General features: G+C 52.0%; 4 protein-coding genes and 1 pseudogene. 2 read left to right on the plus strand and 3 right to left on the minus strand.

Going from position 1 to position 7,480, the window contains the following annotated elements; all coding sequences use genetic code 11:
* Window positions 1–212: 212 nt before the first annotated feature.
* The 3 genes and pseudogenes from AC0QH1_RS17985 to AC0QH1_RS17995 all read right to left on the minus strand — a co-directional run bounded on the left by AC0QH1_RS17985 (window position 213) and on the right by AC0QH1_RS17995 (window position 2,875).
* Window positions 213–1,025 (minus strand): thiazole synthase, encoded by an 813-nt coding sequence (locus AC0QH1_RS17985; protein WP_324632633.1) that lies wholly within the window; start codon window positions 1,023–1,025, stop codon window positions 213–215.
* A 144-nt stretch (window positions 1,026–1,169) separates the two neighbouring features.
* Window positions 1,170–2,201, minus strand: a pseudogene (gene thiO / locus AC0QH1_RS17990) (glycine oxidase ThiO); the annotation flags it as partial.
* A gap of 311 nt (window positions 2,202–2,512) precedes the next feature.
* Window positions 2,513–2,875, minus strand: a complete 363-nt coding sequence (locus tag AC0QH1_RS17995; protein WP_324632630.1) for a 2Fe-2S iron-sulfur cluster-binding protein — start codon at window positions 2,873–2,875, stop codon at window positions 2,513–2,515.
* Between the two features lie 129 nt (window positions 2,876–3,004).
* Between AC0QH1_RS17995 and cimA the strand changes: the two genes are divergently transcribed.
* Window positions 3,005–4,624, plus strand: coding sequence for a citramalate synthase (gene cimA, locus AC0QH1_RS18000; RefSeq protein WP_324632631.1), 1,620 nt, complete (start codon window positions 3,005–3,007; stop codon window positions 4,622–4,624).
* A gap of 805 nt (window positions 4,625–5,429) precedes the next feature.
* A complete protein-coding gene (locus tag AC0QH1_RS18005; protein WP_324632632.1) occupies window positions 5,430–7,043 on the plus strand; it encodes an NB-ARC domain-containing protein in 1,614 nt (537 codons plus the stop codon).
* The last annotated feature ends 437 nt before the right edge of the window (window positions 7,044–7,480 follow it).

The following is a 7,480-nucleotide window of genomic DNA, read 5'->3' on the forward strand; positions in this document are numbered from 1 at the left end:
ATTGGGTATAATGAACCCGAGGGGGCAGGCAGGGCGCAAAAGCAATGCTTAAATTGCTTAAAAGCGCTGCCTGCCCCCTCGAGCTTCACCTTCTATTATAACAGATAGAATCCGCTCGAGCGCAATTTTCTCAAATCCCGATGGAGAACCACCGCTGGTCACGACAAGGGGCGGGGACGGGGAGTCCCCGGTATCCTGTGATAGAGCGGCCCTTAACCCGACACCGTGCCCGTCACCGGAGAACTAGCACTGGCAGAGGATTGGATGGGAATGCGACCTGCCAGATAAGCCAAACGTCCGGCGGACACCGCTTGCGCCATTGCCCGGGCCATTGCCACCGGATTGCGAGCCAAGGCGATCGCGCTATTAATCAGCACCAAATCTGCCCCCATCTCCATTGCCTGCGCCGCCTCCGAAGGCACCCCGATGCCGGCATCCACCACCACCGGAATCTTAGCATTGTCGATAATCAACTGAATATTTGCCGCCGTCGCGATGCCCTGACCGGATCCAATCGGCGACCCCAAAGGCATCACCGTGGCACAACCCACCTCTTCCAAGCGCTTCGCCAATATCGGGTCTGCATTAATATAAGGCAAGACTGCAAACCCTTCTTTCACCAATTGCTCAGCCGCCTGCAGGGTGCCGATGGGATCCGGGAGCAAATATTTCGGATCCGCAATCACCTCTAACTTGACAAAATTATTGTCCTCTTGTCCCAGCAGTTTTGCCATTTCGCGGCCTAATCGTGCTACTCGAATAGCATCCTCAGCAGTTTTACACCCCGCCGTATTGGGCAGCATCCAGATTTTATTCCAGTCGATCGCCTCCGCCAACCCTTCATGGCCCGGTGCATTGGTCTGCACGCGACGCACCGCCACCGTAACGATTTCGCACTCGCTGGCGAGAATGCTCTGCTGCATGTCCGCAATCGAGCGATATCTTCCAGTTCCGGTCATCAAACGAGAGCGAAAGCGGCGATTGGCGATCGTGACCGGCGCATCCAACTCATCTAGAAGGGACAAGGTAGAATTGCCATTTTGCTGCGGGGCGATCGCCGTAGCATGAGTGAGTGAAGGCATAGTAGAGTTCCCAGGAGTAGCAGATGAGGAATAAAAACGCTCTTCGCGAAAGTGTTCCAACAAGGGGTCGAAATTTTGATTGGCGATCGCCTCAGCAATTAAAGAAGCGCTAATTGGTGCCAACAAAATCCCATTGCGATAATGACCCGTTGCCAAGGTTAAATTTTCAATCCGACTCGGACCGAGGATAGGACATTCATCCGGAGTAGCCGGGCGAAATCCCCACCAAAACTCCTCAATTGGGTAATCCTTCAGGGTCGGATAGAGTTTCGTAGCGCGGGACAACAGCGCTTGCATGCCTTCCGGGGTATTTCCCGAAGTAAAGTCCACCGCTTCACTGGTTGCGCCGATAACAATTTGGCCATCGCGACGGGGGACGATATAGGTACTCGGACCATACAACACCCGCTGTAAGCGCGGTTGAGGAGTAGAAGTCCCTTGCGGCACCCGGACCGAGAGCATTTGACCCTTAATCGGAGAAACCGGAATCGGCAATAAATGATTGCTCCAAGCGCCGGTAGCGAGGACGTAATGACCGCCGTGTAACTCCCCGGCGCTGGTTTTCAGGGCGATCGCCTTTCCGCGTCGCTGCACGATCGCCTCCACACTGACCCCTTCGCGCAATTCAATTCCTAACTCTTGCGCCGCTTTTTGCAATGCTTTACCTAAAGCGCGGGTATTCACTTGTCCGTCTTCCGGAAACCACCACCCGCCGATCGCCTCTTCATCCAATCCCGATTGATGCAGATCCAGTTGGTGTTTGTCCAACCAATAGGCGGGACAGTCGGGGGAGGGGTGCGAATTGCCCGGGGGTGGAGCTTCATAAACCGGGGCGATAATCCCCGAGGGCCAATAACCCGGATCGATTCCGCTCAGGTCTTCCAGTTTGCTCGTCCAGTCCGGATAGAGCGCCCGCGATCGCAGGCATAAATCCAGCAAAGGACCCGGGGCGATCGCTTCCGCTTGGGGGGCGAGCATTCCGGCGGCGGCTAAAGTAGCGGCTTCGTCAAACGAGCGCGAACAAACCGTCACCGACAGACCTCTTAATTTTAAATCAATGGCAATGGACAGACCGATAATCCCACCGCCAATAATTACAACGTCACGTGCTGTATTCATCAAAAATAAACGTTTACTGCTAGATGTGGCTGAGCGCGAGTCCAGACAATCCCAAAGATTCCGTTAATTCTCGGCCTCTCGGCGCGAATTTATAGTTAGATCGAGTTCGTCGGGATTGCCGCCCAGGTAAGGGGTGAGTTGAGGAGGGTTGCCCATCTCTGGCGCACTGGGGAACCCATGTTCTCGCCCCAGAGGGGGGAATTTCCCACCCCTGGACCGCCTAGGCGACGGACAAACCATAAAGAAATGCTGACAATTCATCGGCAACCCCACGGCGATCCCCATCGGCGAGAACCCACAGGTGAGTCCCTTCAAGTGGTGCTGTCTTGGGGAGATGGGGCATCTGGCGTCCAGAGAATGCGCTCTCCTTGTCCCCAAAAGCCGTCATATTTTGTAACCTTCAGATCGCCGAGGACTTCGGTTTGGCAAGCCAAACGCAAATTTTTTGCGGGAGAATGAGGAGGGAGCGATCGCCGGGTTTTGTCGCGCCAGTTGGGGGGTGAAACTTCTCCATCCACCGCAACGGCGCAAGTGCCACAAGTACCGATTCCCCGGCAATTGATAAGTTTGGCCTTGCCATTGTACAACTCGATGCCGGCATTGAGTAAAACTTGACGCAGATTGGCACCCTGGTCGCATTCGATGGTTTTTCCGAGCGCTTGTATTGTTGGCATTCGTCTTATTTCCCAACCGTACCTTTATCTATTTTGACATTGGCAGGGCAATGCGATCGCCTCAGAGGCGATGGAGGTTTTCCGCGCCCCATGAATTTCTCGACACTGAAGTATCAACACAGAGGCATTATGACTACAGACAACGCAAATCAAATTTGGATTTACGACACCACCTTGCGAGATGGATCGCAACGGGAAGGGCTTTCTTTGTCGATTGACGATAAATTGCAAATCGCCCATCGGTTGGATAGGATGGGCATTCCATTTATTGAAGGGGGATGGCCCGGTGCCAATCCCAAAGACGTACAATTTTTCTGGCGGGTGAAGGAAGAAGCGCTACAGAATGCGGAAGTGGTGGCGTTTTGCTCCACCCGTCGTCCCGGCATTCCGGCGGCGGAAGATTCCATGTTACAGGCGATTTTGTCTGCCGGTACCCACTGGGTGACGATTTTTGGCAAGTCCTGGGATCTGCATGTTACCGAAGGACTCAACACCACGTTAGAGGAAAATTTGGCGATGATTCGCGACACGATCGCCTATTTGAAAAGTCAGGGGCGCAGAGTGATTTACGATGCGGAACATTGGTTTGATGGGTTCAAGCAAAATCGCGCCTATGCCATGCAGACCCTGGAAACGGCGATCGCTGCAGGTGCCGAGTGGGTGGTATTTTGCGATACCAATGGCGGCACCATGCCCCACGAAATCAGCGAAATCGTCCGATTTGTACTGAACACCGTACAGAAAACCCCGAATGCTTCGTTGCGCTTTGGCATCCACACCCACAATGACTCGGAAACTGCAGTGGCGAATGCCCTCGCGGCGGTAATGGAAGGGGTGGAAATGGTCCAAGGGACGATGAATGGATATGGAGAACGTTGCGGGAATGCGAATTTATGTTCGTTAATTCCGAATCTGCAACTGAAGCTGGGGTATTCCTGCATTGAAGAGGGTCAACTGGCGAAATTGACCGAAACCAGTCGATTTGTCAGCGAAGTGGCAAATTTGGCCCCCGACGAACATGCGGCGTTTGTGGGATTGTCTGCATTTGCTCATAAAGGGGGGATTCACGTTTCTGCAGTGCAGCGCAACCCGGTGACTTACGAGCATATTGACCCGCAACGGGTGGGGAATCTCCGCCGAATCGTGATTTCAGACCAAGCGGGGATGAGTAATGTGTTGGTGAAAGCGCGGAATTTTGGGTTGGATTTGAATAAGCACGATCCTGCCAGTCGGGAAATTTTGCAGCGGTTGAAAGAGTTGGAAAATGAGGGGTATCAGTTTGAGGGGGCAGAGGCGAGTTTTGAGTTGTTGATGCGATCGGCATTGGGCGATCGCCCGCAGTTTTTCCAGATTAAAGGCTTTCACGTTCATTGCGAGCAATTGCAAGGGATGACCAATGCCCTCGCAACGGTAAAACTGGCGGTGAATGGTCAGGATATTTTGGAAGCTGCAGAAGGCAATGGGCCGGTTTCTGCCCTGGATGCGGCATTGCGAAAAGCATTGCTGAATTTTTATCCGGTGTTGGAGCAATTCCAGCTTACGGATTATAAGGTGCGGATTCTCGATGGCGCTGCCGGCACTTCTGCGAAAACTCGGGTGTTGGTGGAGTCGAGTAATGGATCGCGCCGCTGGACTACCGTGGGTGTCTCCACCAATATTATCGATGCATCTTATCAAGCGGTAGTGGAAGGGTTGGAATATGGCTTGATGTTGCAAAATCATCCCGCCCAAGCACCGGTAACGGCTTAGCTTTGCCAGGGGTCTTGCCTTGGGGTGGAAATTCTTTCCCCCAGGGCGTCGGTCCTCACGGGTAGGGTGGGCAACTCGTTGCCCACCCTACAGGTAATTTTGGTAATTTAAAACATTTATTTTGCAACGTTTAAGCAGTTAATTAATCTCGTAAATTTGCGGGTTTACCTAGAATAATACTCGCCTTGAAATCGGAACGATACAGTGGGTAGGGAAATATCGAAATCGAGGTTTTTTCGTCCCGGTTTACCGTTGTAATGGCGTAATTTAGGGTCACTGACAGGATGTAAATCCGGCATTAATGTTGCCCGATCGCTTCGGAACGGCTATTCCGAGGGTCGCACGGCGGGATAACAATCGCTTGACCTGTATCGGCTAAATGTTTTGGGTGTTTTTATGCAATTTAAGTGTTTTAATTGCCGAGGGGTGGGGAACCTGAAAGGTGGCTTTCAGGGAAGGGATGAACATTTCAGGCAAAAACTCTGGGGGTTGGCCGATTGACTTACTTAAGTGATATCATTAAAAAAACTTGAGGAAAGGGTGGAGCATGAGGAGAGACGGAGAGGTTTGCAGGGGGGAGGACAGGTCAATCTCAGGGTTCAGTGGCAAAGCGGAAAGGGAAATTGAGAATAGAAGTTGCGAGGTAGGGGGAGGGAAGGTTTTGGGGGAGCAAACCGTAGGGGAGGGACAGTGGCCGCGATCGCCAAGCCACGGGTTACAAAGGTGAGGTTTGATAAAAAATGAACAAAAACTCACATATTTGCATCTAAGAAAACCAGAATTGTTGTTAACACAGAGAACTGTTGTGATTCCCGAAGAGTTTCTCAAAGCCGTAACCGCCGATCGCGGCGTATCCGAATCGGAAATGGAAGTATTGTCCCAGGCGTTACATGGCTCCTCGATCGCCGCGATCGCCAATCATCTCGGCATTCGCCCAGAAGCGGTCCGCAAACGCCTCGGAGAAGTGTACAAAAAATTTAAAATCGGGGGGGCAGGGCCGGGAAAAATGGCCAAATTGCAGCAGATTCTCGTCAGCGAGTATCAACACTCCCAAGCTGACAACCTCTTCCCCACCGGCGGCACCCACAGCGGATCCCTGGGCAGTCAAGAGCGCTACGACTGGGGCGAGGCACCGGATGTGTCCATTTTTTACGGTCGATCGCGGCCACTGGCAACCCTGCAAAGGTGGATCGTGGAAGAAAACTGCCGGATGGTGGCCATTTTAGGCATGGCAGGCATTGGCAAAACGGCACTTTCGGTGAAATTGGCTCACCAAATTGCCAAAGAATTTGATTGCGTTTTGTGGCGAAGCTTGCGCCATGCGCCACCGCTGAAAGACCTGTTAGATAACTTACTGAAATTTCTCTATTTCCGTCACAGCGGACATCCCCCAAATGTAAACGAGAAAATTTCCCATCTGCTCGAATACTTGCGCCGCTACCGCTGTTTGTTAGTTTTAGATAGTGTGGATGCGGTGGGACAACCCGGAGAATTGGCCGGCCACTATCGCCCCGGGTATGAAGATTATGGGGATTTGTTCAGACGCCTCGGGGAAGAGCCCCATAAAAGTAGCTTGGTGATGACCAGTTTAGACAAACCCACCGAGATTGGATTGCTCGAAGGCAAAACCCTTCCGGTGCGGTCGTTTCAGTTAAAAGACCTTAATCCAGAACAAGCGCGGAAAATTTTGCAAGCCAAAGGGTTGTATGAAAGCAAGGCGTGGGAAACACCGATCGAACTGTATCGGGGGAATCCTTTGCTGCTCAAGATTGCAGCCACTTCAATTCGGGAATTGTTTGATGGGAATACGGCTTTGTTTCTCAAACATGGCACCTTAGTGTTTGGCGAGATTCACGCTTTACTCGATCGCCAGTTTCAGCGCTTGTCTGAGTTAGAAAAGGAAATTCTATACTGGTTGGCGATCTCCCGTCAACCGATTTCCCTGGAACGGTTGCACGAGGATATGTTATTGCCGGTGTCGGTGCAAGAATTGTTGGAGGCGGTGGCGTCTTTGGGGCGGCGATCGCTACTCGAAAAGATTTCGGACAACGAACAAGCGGAGTTTTCGGTGCAACCGGTGGTACTCGAATACGTGACCCAAGAATTCGTGGCCCGGGTGTGTGCGGAATTACACGAAGTTTTTGAAACGAAAAAACCGGAGAAATTTGTGGTATTTCGCTCTCACGCTTTGACCCAACTGGAGGCTAAACCGGAGATTCAAGAAGAACAACAGCGCTGGATTCTCAAGGCGATCGGCGATCGCTTGCGGCGAAGCTTTAAAAGCGACAGTCGCATCGAAGGCTATCTGTCTCAAATCGATACCCTTTTGCAAGGAGAACCCCCCCTGGAAGTGGGCTACGCCAGCCACAATGTAAAGAGTTTGCTCGGGAAAAAGGGCGAACTCCCTGAGCAAGGGTAATACTCCCCATCGCTCAATATAAGGAGTTAACGGACACTCGCCCTCCAAAGCAGTTTAAGTTCTTGAGGGTGAGTGACTCGATGGAAATGGGGAAACTGGGGATGGGGGGTTGGTGATTGGTCCTCGGTGATGGGTCATTTGTGGTTGGCGGGATATTTTATCTGGGTGTGAATCTCGAAACGCGCCACACCCGCAACGCGCCACACTCAGGTGGGGCGAGATAAAATGCGATCGCCAAAGGCGGGGTAAGGTAAATGCATCAAGGGTAGCTTGCTCGATTCAGGTTTTTTTGTGGATTAAAATTTGGGGCAAGTTTGTTTAAATATGGTACGCTATGCCTCGTGATTTAAGTCTAACAGGCAGTCAGGAACCCCATCCCTAAAGGGAGGGGCTTGGTAAGACTTTATTTTCCCAAGCTCACCTGACCAGAAGACCAG

The organism is Phormidium sp. CCY1219, from assembly GCF_055795085.1.